Origin of the sequence: Wolbachia endosymbiont of Listronotus oregonensis (assembly GCF_031205055.1) — a bacterium.
GTDB lineage: Bacteria > Pseudomonadota > Alphaproteobacteria > Rickettsiales > Anaplasmataceae > Wolbachia.
The window spans coordinates 147,465-164,355 of sequence record NZ_CP102118.1; the positions used below are offsets into that span (position 1 = coordinate 147,465).

Here is a 16,891-nt window from a genome sequence, read left to right on the forward strand (position 1 = left end):
TGCCACGCTATTTTCCGATTTACATTTTCAACAGATAAACAAATGATGTCATGCCAGTGTCTGGGCACATAACTGTACGAATATTCATTTTTGAAGATAAATTGCACAACAGATGATGTCATTCCAGTCTGGAATCCAGAAATTTTGCTTATAACTGAGCTGATGAGCTAAAGGTAGTTGTCTTACGCTAAAACAAACGTTTTTAATTAAGTTGCATAGAAGCTGGATCCCAGTGTCTGGGCACTGGGATGACACCCCACTGGTAGGGAATTGCTCCCAAACTACAATGTTCGTACAGTTATGTGCCCAGACACTGGAATGACATCGTTTACTATGTACCATATTGCAATATTCGTACAACTGTGGGAAACATCTATGGGTGCCATTCCTATTACCTTATTTCCATTCTAATTTTATTTTCAAAGGAGGCTATTATGTCACTTACCGATATCGCTCACCGTATCAATGAACTCGCTTCATCATGGGAGCAATTTAAATTAATAAATGATCGCAAATTAAAAGAAATTGAGAGCAAAGGGCGTGCTGATTCTGCAACGATTGAGCAGCTATGCAAGGTAAATAATGCCATTGATAGTTGCAAAGAGCGTTTAGACTTGATCGAAACTGCAGCTCAACGTCCAGAAGTAAATACAGATTTTAGCACAAGTGATAAATATTTTTCTGATTATATCCGCAAGGGAATGGAAAGCGGTTTATCACACAAAACCCTCAGAGGAGATGATAATGATATCGGAGGGTATCTAGTTACTCCGCATATTGTAAAACGCATAAACAAGCGCGTAACTGATTCGTCCCCAATGCGACAAATATGCTCCAGTCAAAGAATCTCTACTGAAACATTGGATTACATTATAGAAGATTTTGACCGTGCCGGTGCAGGTTGGAGCAGTGAAACAGTAGATGATGAGGACGGTGGCAATAAATCTAAGTATGATTTTGCAAAAGATACGGACACGCCTAAAATCCAAAAGATTTCTATCACGACTTACGAGTTATATGCTCAACCACAGATATCACAAAAGTTACTCGATGATGCGTTTGTCGATGTTGAGAGTTGGCTGGTGGAAAAGATTGCCGAGACTTTTAGTAAGAAAGAAAACGAAGCCTTCATTAAGGGTGATGGCACTTTTCAACCCAAAGGAATTTTAGCTTATGATGATGGAAAGGGCTACAATAAAATAGAGCAAGTTAAAACTGAAAAATTGGATAGCGATTCAATAATGATATTGTATTACTCTCTGGATGAATATTATTCCAAAAATGCATCATTTTTGATGAACAGGAGTACGTTGAAGAATGTTAGGCTACTAAAAGCTCAAACAGGTCAATATCTTTGGCAACCAAGTTTGTCGCTTGAAGCTCCAGATACCTTAATGGGAATACCAGTATATCAATCTGCCGATATGCCACCGGTGCCAAACAATCAGCTACCGGTAATTGCGATGGCAGATTTCAAACAAGCTTATAAGATTGTAGATAACAGAGGAATGAGAATATTACGAGACCCTTATACGAATAAACCTTATGTGAGGTTTTTTGTCACTAAGCGTGTCGGCGGAGAGGTTGTAAACACCAGTGCTATTAAATTGTTGAAAGTTGCGAGCAAGTACTAAAAACTTCTATAGCATCATCTTTAGAGCCGTTTTACTTCTTTTTGTATAGCTCCGCTCCTGTCATCCCATGCCCTCTTCTTGTCATTCCAGTCTGGAATCTAGCCTTTTCATAATCATCAAAACGTTGTATTTTAACATAAAACGGCTACTTTTATGCTTACCAACTTAATAAAATTCCTGGATCCCAGTGTCAAGCACTGGGATGACACCCTCCTGGTAGACAATGTTCATACATCTGTGGGCTTGACCATAAGATCCAGTCTAAAAAATTTGGATCCCAGTGTCACGCACTGGGATGACATCAGCGGTTAATATTTTATATACATTTTATAACTAAACTAGACATTCGTACAGTTGTGTGCGGTATGACGTTGTTACTTATAGCTATACACACAAAAATCATATAGAATTGTAAACGCAGTTTTTTTATTCTAATGCTTTTCAATTCTATAGCTCTGGTTGTCTCTCTATTACTATTTTTCTACATTATTGTAAAAAAACTGAGCGAAAAGAAAGCAAACCTTGAGGGTAATTTATGTAAATTAGAGCGTGAGCTTCAAGAAACAAAGCAAACTTTACTTACAAAGAATGAAGAAATAGTTGATTTAAGGGTCAAAAGAGCAGAGCTTGAAGTAACTCTGCAAAAAGAACGTGAGGAAAAGAAAAAGGAAATAGAGTTACTAACAAAAGCAGAGGAGAGATTAACAAACACTTTTAAAGCGCTCTCTCTTGATGCTTTGCAGACAAATAACAATAATTTTCTGAACTTAGCAAAGGAAGTAATCGATAGTAAATTAAAAGAAACAGAAAGCGATTTCAAAAAAAGACAAGCAACGATCAACGAAGTTGTAACGCCAATAAAAGAAAAATTAGAAAAATTCGATAACGAAATACGTGAGCTAGAAAAGGAGAGGGTAGGGGCCTATGAAGGTTTAAAGGAGCAAATTGGAGCGCTGATGAACCAAACTTCTAGCCTTGCTAATGCCTTGAGAAAGCCCCACATTAGAGGAAAATGGGGTGAAATGCAGTTAAAGAGAGTGGTAGAAATGGCGGGAATGATTGAATATTGCGATTTTTTTACTCAGCCGTCAGTGGTTGATAAAAACGAGGATAATTTATTGCGTCCTGATTTAATAATCAAAATGCCATCTGGAAAGCAAATAATAATAGATGCTAAAGTGCCGCTTGATTCTTACATGGATGCTATATCACAAAATGATTTGCAAATACAAAAGGAGAAATTAAAGAATCATTCCCTGGCAATAAAAAAACACATAAATGACTTGGGTAAAAAAGAGTATTGGAATCAATTTGAAAATACGCCAGAACTTGTGGTGCTTTTCTTAACAGGGGAGGGGGTTTTTAGCGCAGCACTGGAATATGAGCCTGCTTTGATAGAGATTGGAGTGGAAAAAAAAGTGATCATTGCAACACCGATCACTCTAATTGCATTGCTGAGAGCAATAGCATATGGATGGAAGCAAGAGATGATAGCTGAAAATGCAAAGAAAATCAGTGAACTAGGTCATATTTTATATGAGCGCATTTGCACAATGGGCGAAAACTTTGATAATTTGCGCAGGAGCTTAAAAAGTGCTGTCGATCATTATAATAAAACTGCTGGTTCGCTTGAAGCAAGGGTGTTTCCTGCTGCCCGAGAATTCAATAAGCTTGGTATACATGCAAAAAATAAAAGTTTAAGTGCTGCAAAGGAATTAGAATCTTTACCACGCAATTTACATACTGAGGAACTGAAAGTGGATTAGACTTCTTACATAACTATTCAAGAGCCAGACCATAGGCGTTTTCCTGCGCTAACATGGAAGTTCTTCTGCTCCACAAACAAATAGTATTGTGCTCAATGCTGCAAATGAAATAGCTATTTATTAATATATTAAGGAAAAAGTTGACTTTTTGTCTAAGATAATATAAAATAAAATAATAGTTGGTGAGGTAAAAATGTCAGTATCAAAAGAGCGTAAGGAATATTTACTAGAAAAGTTTAAATATGCTGCCAAAGAATTTGGCAAATCTGGTACAAAGTCCAATCATAAAACAGTACCAAAAGAACAGCAACTCTCTATTGATTTAGGTAACAAAAAAGTTTTTGGTATTATAAACAGAATTTTACACTGGATAGAAAGTAAATTTACATATTTTTTTCCACGCTATAATTTATTTTCAGAAGTTGGAGTTAAAGGAAGAAAAATTCCTAGAACTAATACAAGGTTAAGTATTTTAACTCTGATGAACAGTTTGATCAAAGCAAATTTATTGGTGAGGAAGATGGGGAACTAAGGTTATACGACTTAGAAGGCAAGCTATATGATACAACTGATAAAATTAGTAAGGGTAAAAAAGGTTGTGTAGCTTATGTGATCACGCTTGATGGCAGATTGGTAACTCATGAACATATTAATGTTAATAAAAACGAGTGGGCTTATCGTCATTCAACTCTTGCAGGTGGTAGGCCAGTTTTATGTTCTGGTTTAATAAAAGTGGTAAATGGTAAAATAACTTATATAGACAATAATAGTGGGCATTATAAACCAGAATCAGCAAACTTATACAATGCAGTGAAAAAATTAGAAGGTCTATTTTCGAAAGATGCAAAAGTTGTCTGCTTACCATATTGGGTTGGCTTGCAAAAACAAATTCCGTTTATACGCAAAATTATTCCAGCTAAACAAGAGCCAGCAGAGGAATTCTTGAAAAGGATGGAGAAAAAAGGAAAAGATGGATTGACTCAATATGAAAGACATTTTAAAGGGGTAAAAGAATATAATGAACAGTATGAACAAAAGTTGCTTCTTGCAAGCTATAAGTCACCTACAAATGAACTGCCCTGCAAACCAACTATACATAAAAAACACAGGTTGAAATACTCTGAATATATTAACTTACACCTTAATTTTTTGAAAGAGTTCGATGAAAATCCCAAAGTGCAAAAAATGGCAATAGAACACTCAATAAGAAGGATTATTGGAGCAAATTATGGCCATAAACCTACAGTTGCGCTTGCTAAGGCACAGATAGCTAAAGATGGAAAGTTGCAAGAAACGGACGAAATAGTAGGTATAAATGTAACCTTTCACCATGAGAACGATTGTAATAGCTTTGCTAAATTTCTGGATCTCAAAAAGCATAGCTATAATTGCACATCTCATCTGAAGGACAAAGAAATTGATGAGCTTCTTAAATATACATATGACGAAAAAGATAGAGCCACTATAGAAAAATTAATGCCCAATAAACATACAGTTTTTATGAGTACAGACCAGGCTGATAAGTTTATAAAGGACACTTTACAAATTGAAATAGACAGTGTTGAACAATTGGGTATCCGTTTAGTGGAGCGTTAAAACAGATAAACAAAGCAAGACAAAAAGGTAATCAGAGAGTAAATGTGAGAGAACTCTGCAAAAATTTACAGTAAAAAATAGAAAAGTTAGAAGCAAAAAGAATGAAGTGGTATTTTTTGAATGATCCAACCGCTACCATGCTGAATGACAAATACGGCATACGGATACATTTTTTAAAGTAGCCAAGCTACTTTGATGACAGAAACCTAATGATCCAGGATATACTCCTTTGTTAAGGGAGATTGAGCATTTTCGAATATTTCTTGAGTGCTTCCAGACTCAACAATTCTGCCATTATGAAAGAAAATTACACTATCAGATAACTTTTTAGCTTGCTTCATTGAATGAGTTACCATAATTATAGTAAACCTTAATTTCAGCTCTTGTATAAGATTTTCGATTGCATTGGTTGCCATTGGATCAAGAGCGGAGCACGGTTCATCCATTAATAAAATAGTTGGCTTCACTGCAATTGCGCGAGCGATGCATAGCCTCTGTTGTTGGCCACCGGATAAATCGAGTGCACTATCTTGCAATCTGTCTTTTAATTCTTCCCATAAGCCAACTTTAGTTAAACTATTTTCCACCATCTCATTCAATTTTTGCTTATCCTTCACCATACCATGCAGTTTTGGCCCATAAGCAACATTGTCATATATTGATTTTGGAAAAGGATTTGGCTTTTGAAATACCATGCCAACTTTTGCTCTGAGTAGCACAACATCCATATCGCGTGAATATATATCACCCAGCCCATCGATATCTAATTCACCAACAGTTTTGCATCCAGGTACATAGTCATTCATACGATTAAAACAACGCAAAAATGTTGATTTACCGCACCCGGATGGTCCGATAAAAGTAGTAACTTTTCTTTTATAAATATTCAAATTTATATCGAATAAAACTTGCTTAGAGCCATACCAGAGATTTAAATCTTTAACAGAGGCACGTGTATTGCTCATATCACATCCTGCATTGAATAGAGCCCCGGAATTTCTCTTTTATTTTCATATAGCCATACTGCTGCTTGAACAGCTCCTCTAGCAAATGTTGTGCGATCAATTGCTTTGTGGTTTAGTTCTATCCGTTCATCAGAATTAACAAACATCACGCTGTGATCTCCTATTACTCCACCTCCACGAGATACTGCAAAACCTATTCCCCCTTTTTTCTTATGTTTGAACCACTATGTAAATATTGATTGGACTGAAAATCCACTTTTGAAGCGTTAGCAATTGTTTTGCCAAGTTCTATAGCTGTTCCAGATGGTGAATCCTTTTTTAAGTTATGATGCATTTCCCAAATCTCAACGTCATATTCATTACCTAAAAGCTCAGCAGCTTTTTTACCAATTTCAGCAACACATTAACCCCAACACTCATATTTGCTGACCATAATATTGGAACTTCAGCAGCATATTCTTTCAAATCGACACCTTCTATTCCAGTTGTGCCACTAACCAGCGGTGTTTTAAATTTTACAGCTGCTTTAAGGCAGTCTAACATACATTCTTTAGTTGTAAAATCTATTACAACGTCGGATAACTCAAATATGCCACTAATAGAACTTGTAACCTTGATTCCTAGATTGGCTATAATTGGTCCAATATCTGAATCTATGTACTTACTGCCTGAACGGGCAACAGCACCTGCTATTTCCACTTCGGCATTTGTAATTAATTCATTGAGTATTTTCTTGCCCATTCTGCCTAAGCAGCCTATTACTCCAACTCTGATTTTCATAAAGCTTTTTACGTTTATTAAGAATGTTATGCCTTTTTTTAAGCTCTGTCACTTCTGATCTATATTCTATAGCTGACCCAAGCAACACGTCATGCCGTTGCGGATAGATTCCGCTAACTAGTAGCGGAATGACGATTGTCGGTGAACCTAAGTTACTTTAGCTATAGCTGACCCAAGCAACACGTCATACCGCCGCGGCGCTAACTAGTAGCGGAATGACGGTTTTTCAAATTGTCGGTAAATCTAAGTCAGTTTAGCTATATATGACTCATTTCTTTACTGTAACTTAACAAGAACTGGTCTGTAGCTAATAGTTATTGACAATAAGGGTAATTAACTTTGATAAGAATCTTTTCTGTGTTCAATTGAAGTCTATATGTTCTGGAATATCTATATAGTAAATTATGCGGTAATCGTAGACTACGCTGCCCACTTAAATTATGCCACAAAGGTTTTCCAAGTGTAACCGTTCACAGATTTCCACTTAATTCTTCAATCTCACTAATAGAAAGGCCAGTAAACTTGACAATAGTGTTGACATCAACATTATTAGCCAGCATTGCTTTTGCGACTTCAATTTTCCCTTCAATTTTCCCTTCAATTTTCCCTTCAATTTTTCCTTTCTCTATACCTTTTTGTATACCTTTCTCTTCAGCAAGATCAAGTCTGTATTCAAGAATGGCTTCTTCTTTCCGTAGATCCATTATTCTTTCTTCGTAAGCTACTAAATCTTTTTCGTTCCAACGAAACTTGTCTAATTCATCATATGCTAGCTTTATTATTGGCGCTTTTTCTGCTATCTCTTTTAAGTCCTCTTCTGTTGTTTCTTCTGCGTATTTAAAAAAGAAACACCACCTTTCTACTATACTTTCTAACTGCTCTACTTTACTTTTTGAAAATTTGGGCAATTCTATAAAGATAAATTGAAAATCTTTTAAGTAATGGCCGTTAGTTTTTATATCACGTATATTGTGAGTAGAGATATAACCAACTTCTTCAGGAAGTAAGTTACAATTTGATATAGCAATAAAGAAGACTTTCTTTAAATCAATGTAGTTGCCAGATTTATCTAATTGTCTTGAGTAGGCTTTAGCGGCATATAATTGAGCGCGTTTTTCGAAGCCCTTGTCTCTAGCGAGCTGCATTTCTGCTATATATCTATTTCCGTGAGAATCCTTGCAGAGAACATCAACAATACTTTGTTTATCAGAGGCAACTTCGGGATCCATAATAGTGCTAAGAAACTCAACTTCTTGTATTGCATTTATCTCAGTAAACCCTAAAATATCGTTCAAAAAGTGGATCAGGATATTCTTATTTTTTTCCGTTCCAAAGATTTTTTTGAAACACAAATCATTGCGAGGATCGAGAAATTTTGAAAGAGCCATGGCAAAAATGCTTGAAAATATTAATAATTATACACTATTATTAACAATTATTCAACCATATTTTTGAAGATAGCTATAGCTATGCTGCCGCGGTATCTCTTAGCATAGATCCCGCTAACAAGTAGCGGGATGACGAGGATGCCGCCGCGAACCGTCATAGCGCCGCGGCGCTAACTAGTAGCGGAATGACGGTTTTTCAAATTGTCGGTAAATCTAAGTCAGTTTAGCTATAGGCAGCAATTTTCTGTATTTATTTTAAATTGAAGAAAGCTCAAATGAAAGATCATGTTTTGCTAAAAATCACAGAATGCAGTCTGGTTACACCTTATTTTTGTTAGCTATAGCAAGTAATTGTATTTGTAATATGACAAATCACCTGCTGAAAAATCATTTTATGATCTAAATCAGTTTTTTTACAGGTAACTTCTAAGCTTATCAATTCTTCCAAAATCTTTTTAAGTTCTGAAAGTTGCAAACTTTTCAAATGAGATTTAAAGCTCTGCAATTGTTTAAAAAACAATGGAGGGCTTAGCTGATCAATCGCAGCCTGCTCACTCATTCCACCTTGCACTGACAGCAAAACGTTTTCAAGGCGTAGGAAATAATTTGATATAATGCGAATTAGCGCTATCGGTGAAAAATTTTCTTGCGATATCAATGCATCAGAAATTCTAATGAAGCGCGACATATCTTTACTTGCTATGGCAGAGCATAGATCATCAAGTGTAGCATAGTCGTTGCCGGAAGTTGAAAAGCATAATTCTATATCAGTAAGTTTTAGGTCTTTTCTCTCCCCTAAGTACAAAACTAACTTCTCAAGTTCTGAACATATAGGCAGCTTGCTATGATTAAAGTAAGATTGCAAATGGTAGATTATCTCATTTGTGCATTTTATATCATTTTGTTTTAAGTAACTTGATATAATGTCATAAAGATTGCTGTTGCTGTCCTTATAGCAAGCAATCACACCAAAAATTTTTGAACTCTCCATATAACTTTTAGTCGCAGAATTATATGGAAGATCACTTGCTACCATCATTACATAGTGACCACTTGCGTTATAATCCAATACGTTTTTTAACTCTTTGGATATACCTCCACTCACATTTATCAGCTTAATTAATTTTTTGCTGGTAAACATCGAAATGTTTGCCAATTCAGAAAACAGTAAACCGGGTGACTTATTCACTATTGCAAAATCCATCACCTGAACTGAATACTCATCCAAATTGGCAATTATTTCTTGTACATAAAAACCAACCCTACTGTTATCACTTCCATGAATTAACACACCACTTAAAGCATCAGGTTTCTCTAGGAATTTTTTAACTTTGGATGGTATGACCCTCATGCCATCTATATGATATCATTCTCATTTGATTGTACATGAGTATCCAAAGACTCTGAGTTTTCTTGCGCAATATTGTGCACATCATCTGCCGTACTCTGCACATTATCCGACTCTTCTGTTTTTCCTGTAATATAATTATAAAATTTTTTCACAGGTTGAGATATATATTTGGAAAAAAATCCTTCTTCGCTCATATTGCTTACTCCATAAAATTAACAGCTTATCATTAGCACATAAACAATAATATAGCAAAGACTATTTTGTGCTAAGATAGTGATGTTTTATAATGAGTATATTACAAAATTATTAACATTCGAGACTAAAATCAAGCCAACCTGCTTAATACTAACCTTATAAAATAAGCGATAATTAAATATACGGCTGCAACAAGTATAATTGCAGGTCCAGTTAACAAATCAAAACTTGCAGATAACATCAGACCTGATATCCCAGAAATCACAGAAAAAACTGTTGCAACAATAATCATCTGCATTGGAGTTTTCGAAATGAGCCTTGCAGATGCTGCTGGTATTAGCAAAAATGCAGCAATGAGTAATATTCCTATTAATTGGGCAGCAATTGCTATAAATATAGCAAGAGTGATTAAAAATTCTAGTCTAACAAAATTAACATTAATCTTCTCAACTACTGCTAAATCTTGATTAATTGAAATCATTAACCAATAACGCCATCTAAATATTAATATCAAAGTAACTATTACAGAGATTAAAAAAATCAATATTATATCACTTTGATCGAGCGTTAATATATCACCAAACAGTGAGCTAATAATACTATTATTGCCCGATGGAAGAAAAGACATAAGTATTAAACTCGATGATAAAACTACATTGGTAACAATGTTCAATATCGTATCAGCAGAATATAATCTGTTAAAATTAAGAGAAAGTAGTATAGCAAATGTAATTGCAATGAGCATTATGCTAAGCGATGGGCTAATCTTAAAGATTAAAGCAAGTGCAACACCAAGCAACGAAGAATGGGACAAACTATCACCAAGATAAGATAACCTTTGCCATATCATAAACGATCCTAAAGCGCCTGTTACTAGGCTAATTACGACTACTGCAACTAGACTATTGATGAAAAAGTCCTGGGTAAACATTTCAAGCATGCTATATGGCTATTAGATAACTGACAACAAATCTATCTTCGGATATTAAAACGTTATGGGTTCTGCATGCTGCACCGGTTGTCATAAATTCAAAATTTAAACCTTTTTGTTCCATAAGATAGGACTTCACTGAAGAACTTGGTATATTGCGTGTTTTACCAGTACCTATTATCAAAATTTCTATTTCCTCTGTTAAAAAAGATTTAAAATGTTCCTTGCTATTTATATCACTTTCTTTCAATTTAATCACCTTTTCAGGAAAAACTATAATTGAGCCGCAATATTCTCTATTATTCACCAAAAATTTTCCTTCCCTGTAACCATTTATAAGATTTTTATTCTCGGAAATTAAGGGCATAAAGTCAAACTATTAATTGAGTGTCACATACCCACCATTCTGGTTGCTTTTCTCTGATATTAACTGCAGCAGCTTTTGCATTTTCCTCACTATCGAATATTCCAAAGCATGATACACCACTGCCTGACATGCGAGAAAGTATAGAGCCTTCTTGTGACTCAAGTGTTGATATCACATCCTGAATTTCAGGTACAAGGCTTATTGCTATTTCTTGAAGATCGTTTCTCGTCTCTTTAAGAAACTTCAACAAATCCTTTTCAGCGTCATCGCTCCATTTAATTGGCTCAGAAAATTCTCCTTCATGTTTGGAAAATACCTCTAGTGTGCTCAAAAACTTTTTTTTCGGCTTCACCAGTACTATATTTGTGGGTAGAGAGAATTTTTTTATGGGACACAACTCTTCACCAATACCTCTAACAAAAACTGGCTTGCTATCTATACTCGCAGGAACATCAGCACCAACGCTTAAAGCTATTTCATTTAAAATCGTCCTATCAATCTTCCACAGCTTCCCTAGTATGCGTACCACAGCTCCAGCATCTGAGGAGCCACTGCCCAAACCCGCAGCAATTGGTATATTTTTCACAACCTTTACAATGACTTTAGTTCGCGCAGGAGCATATCTAAGCAATAGATTAACTGCTCTCATTACGGTGTTGTACCTGTTATTAATTCTAAGTTCGGAATTTACAAATTCAACTGTAGAGTTATCGTATCTAGAATCCTTCTCACCTACTTTTATTTCCAAAAAATTAGAGAGATTAGCAAAGACAAATAAACCTTCAATCAAGTGATACCCTGTTTCTTTTTTGTCTACAACATGCAAAAAAAGATTGATTTTTGCAGGCGCCTTTACACAAAAACTTTTCATTATATATCTTCACTAAGATTATTTTTACATTATATGTATAATGCTATTTTAGTCAACCTCACCTACTTTTATTTCCAAAAAATTAGAGAGATTAGCAAAGACAAATAAACCTTCAATCAAGTGATACCCTGTTTCTTTTTGTCTACAACATGCAAAAAAAATTGATTTTTGCAGGCGCCTTTACACAAAAACTTTTCATTATATATCTTCACTAAGATTATTTTTACATTATATGTATAATGCTATTTTAGTCAACTTCTATAAGGTTTTCGCACTTCTGATGAGATCAAATGCCATAAATCCCAATTTCTCTGTATGGGTAAATGCGTCCGCTGGTACAGGCAAAACAAAAATCTTAATAGACAGAGTATTGAGACTTTTATTAGAAAACAAAAGAAATATTCTCTGCTTAACGTTCACCAACGCTGCAGCAAACGAGATGGAGAATCGCATTCACAGCATACTCAGTAAGTGGGCAATATGCTCAGAAAGTGAATTAATAATGGATCTGGAACAACTAGACCTATTGCAAATCAGAAAAAAAGAAACCTGGATCCCAGTGTCAGCTACTTGGATGACAGGGGATGACGCAGAAATAACGGAGAATGATGCTGAGGTGATAGCACCACATAATCACGATTTAAGTGAAAATCCAGTAGCTCACCCTTCGACGTCATCCCAGCACCCCTATTTGTCATCCCAGCACCCCTATTTGTCATCCCAGCACCCCTACTTGTCATCCCAGTGCGTGACACTGGGATCCAGAAAAAATAAAGATTATTTAACAAGAGCAAGAAGGCTTTTCTCTGAATTGGAAAATCTTGGTCTAACTATACAAACCATACACGCTTTCTGTTACAAACTAATTTCCAACTTTCCCATAGAAGCTGGCATCGCCCCAAATTGTACGCTGAGTGAATGTAAAGAATTACATTCCATCATATTCAATAAAGTGCTTCATAACGAAACTGTGCAGGATGATATCAATCTTATTGCGGCTGAATTTGATGAAAATAAGCTACGCGATTTGCTTTATACTTTATGTATAAAAAGATCGATATCAGAAAATGATTCAGAATATATCAAAGATAAACTCAGTGCTCCAGATGAAATTCATGACTTACAGAGTGAAACGACTGAGCACATAAAAAGATTAGCCGAGATATTAAGTGAAGGCAGTAAAAGAGATCAGAGTTATAGTGAAATACTTTATTCTACTGTCATCCCAGTGCTTGACACTGGGATCCAGAAGAAAAGAAGTGTAGATTCCAGCGTCACGCGCTGGAATGACACCAAAATAGAAAACCTAGCCAAGGTATTTCTCAAATCAGAATCGCACGAAAAAAAGAGCATATCATCCATTGCAACAAAAAGTACTTTGGAAAAATTTAGAGATGCAGAGCAAATAATAGAGAGCGTTCAGAATGTAGTGTTTACTCATATAAAAGACATGAACTCTTATCAAATATTCAAGAGAACCAGTAGCTTACTTGGTATATTTAAAGTATATGTTGATCTATACAGTAGCGAAAAATCAAAAAACGCACTGCTTGACTACAATGATATAATTGGCTTAGCAACAAATCTTCTCAGCAATCCAAACTACAAAGATTGGATATTGTTTAACTTGGATCAAAAAATAGATCACATCCTTGTTGACGAGGCACAAGACAATAGCATCAGCCAATGGAAAATTATAACAAATCTCTGCGATGAATTTTTTGCCGGTAATGATGAAAAGCGAACCTTATTTGTAGTTGGTGACGTAAAACAATCCATATACAGATTTCAAGGAGCAAATCCCCATCTATTCAACTACATGCAACAATACTTTCATACGAAAACTGGTGGCAGAGATTGGATATCATGCCAACTTGAAAAGTCATTTCGTTCAACTCCAGAAGTTTTAATGCTTGTAGATAGAATATTTAATAACTTCCGCGCAGAAATATCTTTTGTTGATAATGAAATAAAACATGTTCCACATAGAGAGAATGACCAAGGATATATTGAAATTTGGCCAGCGTTACCAAAGTGTAAAGAGAAAGAACAGCGAGCTTTACAAATTCCTCTGACATGCAGGGAAAATTATATAATAACAGATCGATTACTTGCTCAAACAATAGCCAACAGAATTCACAATTGGTTAAACGAAGGGCGGATTTTAGTCGCTAAAGATCGCCATATAGAGCCAAGGGACATTGTGATTCTGGTACGGCAACGAAACGTGTTAGTTGATTACATAATAAGCGAACTTAAAAAAGCAAACGTGCCAGTTGTAGGCCGAGATTATTTTAGAATTATGGACTATATAGCCGTGCAGGACTTAATAGCTTTGGCCGAATTTTTACTCCTCCAGGCAAATGATTTAGCTCTTGCAAATGCTTTAAAATCACCGTTATTCAATTTTACCGAGGATGATTTATTTAACATTGCATATGACCGTAAAGAGCATTCACTATGGGAAAGAATTCGCGATTATTCTGTGGTTATCTATAGTGAATTAAACTATCTCATTAACTTATCTCGCATAGAGTCTCCTCTTGCACTATTTACACATATATTGCGTACAGGTAAGAAGAAATTTGCTGCAAGGCTAGGTCTTGAGTGCTTCGAGGTTCTAGACGAATTTATGAACCTTGTGTTGCAATTTGAAAACCCATCTCTTCAAGCGTTTGTTCAGTGGATCAAGGAGAATAACCCGGAGATTAAGAATGATATGCAATCAGAACGCAATGCTGTGCGAATAATGACAATTCACAAATCAAAAGGTCTGCAAGCTCCCATAGTATTTTTGGTTGATACAAACACAGTGCCAAGAAACAGTGAAAGCATTATCTTTGATGGAACGGAAGTGCCATTTTGGTGTGGAAAAAACAATAACGCTTATTGTGATCAAGTAAAAAGAGAGAAAAAACTAGAGGATTATAACGAATATTTGCGTTTATTATACGTAGCACTCACACGTGCTGAAGATGAGTTATACATCTTAAGTAAAGAGCCAGTGCAAAAGGGCTCTTGGTATGATCTAATCACTCAGTATGGAGAACCATATGAAAAGAAACAAGCATACTTACAGCCAATATTTAAAGAAAAAGTTGAAGTGCTATGTGTGAACGCAAACTACCCTTACATTTATAAAAAACGTGATTATTTTGACGTTCCAGTCATTTCCCTTCCGCCAAACCTATCAATGTCATTCCAGCGCCCTCTTTCGTCATTCCAACATCCTTCCTTGTCATCCCAGCGTCCTCCCCTGTCATCCCAGTGCTTGACACTGGGATCCAGTAAAAAAGAAGGAAAATCAGCATCAGCTACTTGGATGACAGATGGTTATACAAGAGGCTTAATAATCCACAGCATATTACAATATATGCCCAAGATAGAAAAAGAAAGGAGAAAAAACTGGGTCAGAAAATATCTTGACAATATAAACACCAGTGAAGATAAGGATGAAATTTACAGTAAAATATTGGCCTTTAATGAAAAATATGGCTATTTGTTTGACTTAGAAGGCAAATCAGAGATTACACTGAGTGGAATAATCGATGGCGAACCAGTATTAGTACGACTAGATAGGCTATGCATAACGCAAGATAAAGCGATCATAATTGACTACAAATCACACCGTAACGTTTCTGTTTCCTTATTAAATGAAATAAAAAAGCAAATGCTGACCTATAAAACCTTAGTACAAGAAATATATCCAAACAAGCAAGTAGAGTGTGTGGTTATTTGGGTGGAAGATTTAACCATTCAATCTGACCTTTAACGAAACTTGATTACAAGAAATAGCTACTACGTCATACCCCGCGGTATCTCTTAGCATAGATCCCTTACTTAACCGTCATACCGCGATTCATTCGCGGTATCTCTAGATCCCGCTAACAAGTAGCGGGATGACGAATTAATTAACTGTCATGCCGCCGCGAACCGTCATACCGCGATTCATTCGCGGTATCTCATCCGCTAACAAGCAGCGGGATGACAGCAGTCCTACGTCATACCGCTGCGGATAGATCCCGCTAACAAGTAGCGGGATGACGAATTAATTAACTGTCATGCCGCCGCGAACCGTCATACCGCCACTCCTTTCTCGTCATGCCACCACGAACCGTCATACCGCGATTCATTCGCGGTATCTCAGCAGATCCCGCTAACAAGTAGCGGGATGACGAATTACTTAACTGTCATACCACCGCAAACCGTCATACCGCGATTCATTCGCGGTATCTCATCCGCTAACACGTAGCGGAATGACGAATTACTTAACCGTTATCCTGCTGCTCCTTTCTCGTCATCCCGCTACTCCTTTCCCGTCATACCGCTACTCCTTTCTCGTCATCCCGCTACGTGTTAGCGGGATCTCAGCATAGCTATCTTAAAGCTAAGTAATATAAGTCAACCCAGCTAGGATTCTTTTGATTGATCAAATTAATTTTCCACTGCCTTGGCCATTCTTTCAGGCGCCTTTCTCTTGCAATAGCTAAACTTATATCTTCAAACTCTTCAAAATATACAAGTTTATTTACATTATATCTTGATGTAAAACCTGAAACAATTTTGTTTTTGTGTTCCCAAATCCTCTTGATCAAATTTGCAGTTACACCAATATATAATGTGCTATTAGCTTTATTTGTAAGTATATAGATATATGATAACTTCATCTTAATCGTTTATAGCTAAAGTAACTGAGGTTTACCAACATTATACTACACCATCGTGCCACAATAAAACTTACCGTCATCCCGCCGCGCCGCTAACACGTAGCGGGATGACGAGCTTATCGTCATGCCGCCGCGAACCGTCATCCCGTCACGGTATCTCTTAGCCGCTAACACGTAGCGGAATGACGATTGTCGGTAAATCTAAGTTACTGTAGCTATAAAAGCTTTCACAACAACCTATTTTCCTTGAAACTAAAATAGCTACTGAATGTAATAATAATGTGGTCTATTAATTCTATTCCTATACTTTGGCAAGCTTCTGCTAGTTGCCTAGTGAGAGATATATCGCTATTTGAAGGTTGTGTATCTCCGCTTGGATG

At 36.1% G+C, this 16,891-nt stretch carries 13 protein-coding genes and 3 pseudogenes; 4 read left to right on the top strand and 12 right to left on the bottom strand.

Features of this window, described 5'->3' with window-relative positions; genetic code table 11:
• Nucleotides 1-84: 84 nt before the first annotated feature.
• The gene (locus tag NMD99_RS08080; protein ID WP_264688133.1) at nucleotides 85-342 is read right to left on the bottom strand and encodes a hypothetical protein; all 258 of its coding nucleotides are present in this window, start codon (nucleotides 340-342) and stop codon (nucleotides 85-87) included.
• 92 nt (nucleotides 343-434) lie between these two features.
• On the opposite strand from NMD99_RS08080, the gene NMD99_RS00795 reads away from it, so the two are divergent.
• The 3 genes and pseudogenes from NMD99_RS00795 (at nucleotide 435) to NMD99_RS00810 (ending at nucleotide 4,996) form a co-directional block, all read left to right on the top strand.
• Nucleotides 435-1,634: a phage major capsid protein gene (locus tag NMD99_RS00795; protein WP_309166270.1), complete on the top strand. Its 1,200-nt coding sequence runs from the start codon at nucleotides 435-437 to the stop codon at nucleotides 1,632-1,634.
• Between the two features lie 434 nt (nucleotides 1,635-2,068).
• The gene (locus NMD99_RS00800; protein WP_253307331.1) at nucleotides 2,069-3,400 is read left to right on the top strand and encodes a DNA recombination protein RmuC; all 1,332 of its coding nucleotides are present in this window, start codon (nucleotides 2,069-2,071) and stop codon (nucleotides 3,398-3,400) included.
• Nucleotides 3,401-3,593: 193 nt separating this feature from the next.
• Nucleotides 3,594-4,996, top strand: a pseudogene (locus NMD99_RS00810) (hypothetical protein).
• Between the two features lie 206 nt (nucleotides 4,997-5,202).
• Here NMD99_RS00810 and pstB read toward each other — a convergent pair.
• The 8 genes and pseudogenes from pstB to NMD99_RS00850 all read right to left on the bottom strand — a co-directional run bounded on the left by pstB (nucleotide 5,203) and on the right by NMD99_RS00850 (nucleotide 11,844).
• Nucleotides 5,203-5,961, bottom strand: coding sequence for a phosphate ABC transporter ATP-binding protein PstB (pstB, locus tag NMD99_RS00815; protein ID WP_253307333.1), 759 nt, complete (start codon nucleotides 5,959-5,961; stop codon nucleotides 5,203-5,205).
• Nucleotides 5,958-6,741: pseudogene (gene dapB / locus NMD99_RS00820) on the bottom strand (4-hydroxy-tetrahydrodipicolinate reductase). The gene pstB and the pseudogene dapB overlap by 4 nt, the downstream one beginning before the upstream one ends.
• 470 nt (nucleotides 6,742-7,211) lie before the next feature.
• Nucleotides 7,212-8,129 (bottom strand): Rpn family recombination-promoting nuclease/putative transposase, encoded by a 918-nt coding sequence (locus tag NMD99_RS00825; protein ID WP_265045429.1) that lies wholly within the window; start codon nucleotides 8,127-8,129, stop codon nucleotides 7,212-7,214.
• Nucleotides 8,130-8,463: 334 nt separating this feature from the next.
• Nucleotides 8,464-9,480, bottom strand: a complete 1,017-nt coding sequence (gene holA / locus NMD99_RS00830) for a DNA polymerase III subunit delta (protein ID WP_253307336.1) — start codon at nucleotides 9,478-9,480, stop codon at nucleotides 8,464-8,466.
• A 5-nt stretch (nucleotides 9,481-9,485) separates the two neighbouring features.
• The gene (locus NMD99_RS00835; protein ID WP_096618007.1) at nucleotides 9,486-9,674 is read right to left on the bottom strand and encodes a hypothetical protein; all 189 of its coding nucleotides are present in this window, start codon (nucleotides 9,672-9,674) and stop codon (nucleotides 9,486-9,488) included.
• Between the two features lie 131 nt (nucleotides 9,675-9,805).
• Nucleotides 9,806-10,615, bottom strand: a complete 810-nt coding sequence (locus NMD99_RS00840) for a metal ABC transporter permease (RefSeq protein ID WP_253307337.1) — start codon at nucleotides 10,613-10,615, stop codon at nucleotides 9,806-9,808.
• A 1-nt stretch (nucleotide 10,616) separates the two neighbouring features.
• Nucleotides 10,617-10,973: an Mth938-like domain-containing protein gene (locus NMD99_RS00845; protein WP_253307338.1), complete on the bottom strand. Its 357-nt coding sequence runs from the start codon at nucleotides 10,971-10,973 to the stop codon at nucleotides 10,617-10,619.
• Nucleotides 10,974-10,977: 4 nt separating this feature from the next.
• Nucleotides 10,978-11,844 carry a 4-(cytidine 5'-diphospho)-2-C-methyl-D-erythritol kinase gene (locus NMD99_RS00850; protein ID WP_253307339.1) on the bottom strand — a complete coding sequence of 289 codons (867 nt, stop codon included), beginning with the start codon at nucleotides 11,842-11,844 and terminating at the stop codon, nucleotides 10,978-10,980.
• A gap of 280 nt (nucleotides 11,845-12,124) precedes the next feature.
• On the opposite strand from NMD99_RS00850, the gene NMD99_RS00860 reads away from it, so the two are divergent.
• Complete coding sequence (locus tag NMD99_RS00860; RefSeq protein WP_309166280.1) at nucleotides 12,125-15,616, top strand: UvrD-helicase domain-containing protein; 3,492 nt, start codon at nucleotides 12,125-12,127, stop codon at nucleotides 15,614-15,616.
• Nucleotides 15,617-16,220: 604 nt separating this feature from the next.
• Here the strand turns inward: NMD99_RS00860 and NMD99_RS00865 are convergent.
• The 3 genes and pseudogenes from NMD99_RS00865 to NMD99_RS00875 form a co-directional block, all read right to left on the bottom strand.
• Nucleotides 16,221-16,511: a GIY-YIG nuclease family protein gene (locus NMD99_RS00865; protein ID WP_007549156.1), complete on the bottom strand. Its 291-nt coding sequence runs from the start codon at nucleotides 16,509-16,511 to the stop codon at nucleotides 16,221-16,223.
• Between the two features lie 45 nt (nucleotides 16,512-16,556).
• Nucleotides 16,557-16,685 (bottom strand): hypothetical protein, encoded by a 129-nt coding sequence (locus NMD99_RS00870; protein WP_309166288.1) that lies wholly within the window; start codon nucleotides 16,683-16,685, stop codon nucleotides 16,557-16,559.
• 53 nt (nucleotides 16,686-16,738) lie between these two features.
• Nucleotides 16,739-16,885: pseudogene (locus NMD99_RS00875) on the bottom strand (JAB domain-containing protein); the annotation flags it as partial.
• Nucleotides 16,886-16,891: the final 6 nt, after the last annotated feature.

Coding starts and splice junctions, on each gene's coding strand:
- NMD99_RS08080 (WP_264688133.1), bottom strand. CDS start 342: ATGGTACATAGTAAACGATGTCATTCCAGTGTCTGGGCACATAACTGT.
- NMD99_RS00800 (WP_253307331.1), top strand. CDS start 2,069: ATGCTTTTCAATTCTATAGCTCTGGTTGTCTCTCTATTACTATTTTTC.
- NMD99_RS00825 (WP_265045429.1), bottom strand. CDS start 8,129: ATGGCTCTTTCAAAATTTCTCGATCCTCGCAATGATTTGTGTTTCAAA.
- NMD99_RS00850 (WP_253307339.1), bottom strand. CDS start 11,844: ATGAAAAGTTTTTGTGTAAAGGCGCCTGCAAAAATCAATCTTTTTTTG.
- NMD99_RS00865 (WP_007549156.1), bottom strand. CDS start 16,511: ATGAAGTTATCATATATCTATATACTTACAAATAAAGCTAATAGCACA.
- NMD99_RS00840 (WP_253307337.1), bottom strand. CDS start 10,615: ATGCTTGAAATGTTTACCCAGGACTTTTTCATCAATAGTCTAGTTGCA.
- NMD99_RS00845 (WP_253307338.1), bottom strand. CDS start 10,973: ATGCCCTTAATTTCCGAGAATAAAAATCTTATAAATGGTTACAGGGAA.
- pstB (WP_253307333.1), bottom strand. CDS start 5,961: ATGAGCAATACACGTGCCTCTGTTAAAGATTTAAATCTCTGGTATGGC.
- holA (WP_253307336.1), bottom strand. CDS start 9,480: ATGAGGGTCATACCATCCAAAGTTAAAAAATTCCTAGAGAAACCTGAT.
- NMD99_RS00795 (WP_309166270.1), top strand. CDS start 435: ATGTCACTTACCGATATCGCTCACCGTATCAATGAACTCGCTTCATCA.
- NMD99_RS00835 (WP_096618007.1), bottom strand. CDS start 9,674: ATGAGCGAAGAAGGATTTTTTTCCAAATATATATCTCAACCTGTGAAA.
- NMD99_RS00860 (WP_309166280.1), top strand. CDS start 12,125: ATGAGATCAAATGCCATAAATCCCAATTTCTCTGTATGGGTAAATGCG.